The sequence below is a fragment of the Nguyenibacter vanlangensis genome (assembly GCF_013376155.1).
Classification (GTDB): Bacteria; Pseudomonadota; Alphaproteobacteria; order Acetobacterales; family Acetobacteraceae; genus Gluconacetobacter; species Gluconacetobacter vanlangensis.
Window position 1 is genome coordinate 1 of the sequence record NZ_JABXXP010001118.1, and the last position, 680, is coordinate 680.

Below are 680 nucleotides of genomic sequence, written 5' to 3' on the forward strand. Positions count from 1 at the left end.
CTGCCAGCCCGCCAGCCGGCGTCCGCCGCCATCGGGCAGCGTGACGTAGAGCTGCGGCACGGCGACCCCGTCACGGGGCCCGACATTGCGCACGGTGAACCGGGCGACGACATCGTGGCCCGATGCCGCCAGCGTCAGATCGCCCATGCGGAAATCCGTGTAGGTCAGGCCGAACCCGAACGGAAAGAGCGGCTGCCGGTGGCGCGCATCGAACCAGCGATAGCCGACCTCGCTGCCCTCGTCGTACATGACTTCCTGGTCGGTGTGGAACTGGACGTCGAACACGGTATTGGCCCGCACGCCCGCGATGTCCGGGCGCGGCACTTGCGCCGCCGCGCGGGGGAAGGTTATCGGCAGGTGGCCCGACGGGGCCGCCGCGCCGTAGAGCAGCCGCGCGATCGCCTGGCCGCCGCCCGAACCGGGATACCAGGCCTGCATCACGGCCTGCACCGACTCCAGCCAGGGCATCAGCACCGGATTGCCGGTTTCCAGCACCACGACGACATGCGGATTGGCCCGCGCCACCGCGGCAATCAGCGCGTCCTGCCCGTCCGGCAGCGACAGGTCCGGGGAATCGATCGATTCCACCGACCATTTCGTGGCGAAGATCACCACCGCGTCGGCCTGCCGCGCCGCCTGTGCCGCGCGGGCCGGATCGGTGCCCGGGTCATAGGCCAGCT

The 680-nt window shown here is 70.7% G+C and carries 1 protein-coding gene; it reads right to left on the bottom strand.

Translation table 11 applies throughout. From position 1 onward, the window contains the following. Positions 1-680 (bottom strand): glycoside hydrolase family 3 protein (locus HUK84_RS21595; RefSeq protein ID WP_176641971.1); only part of this gene is annotated, 680 nt, incomplete at both ends.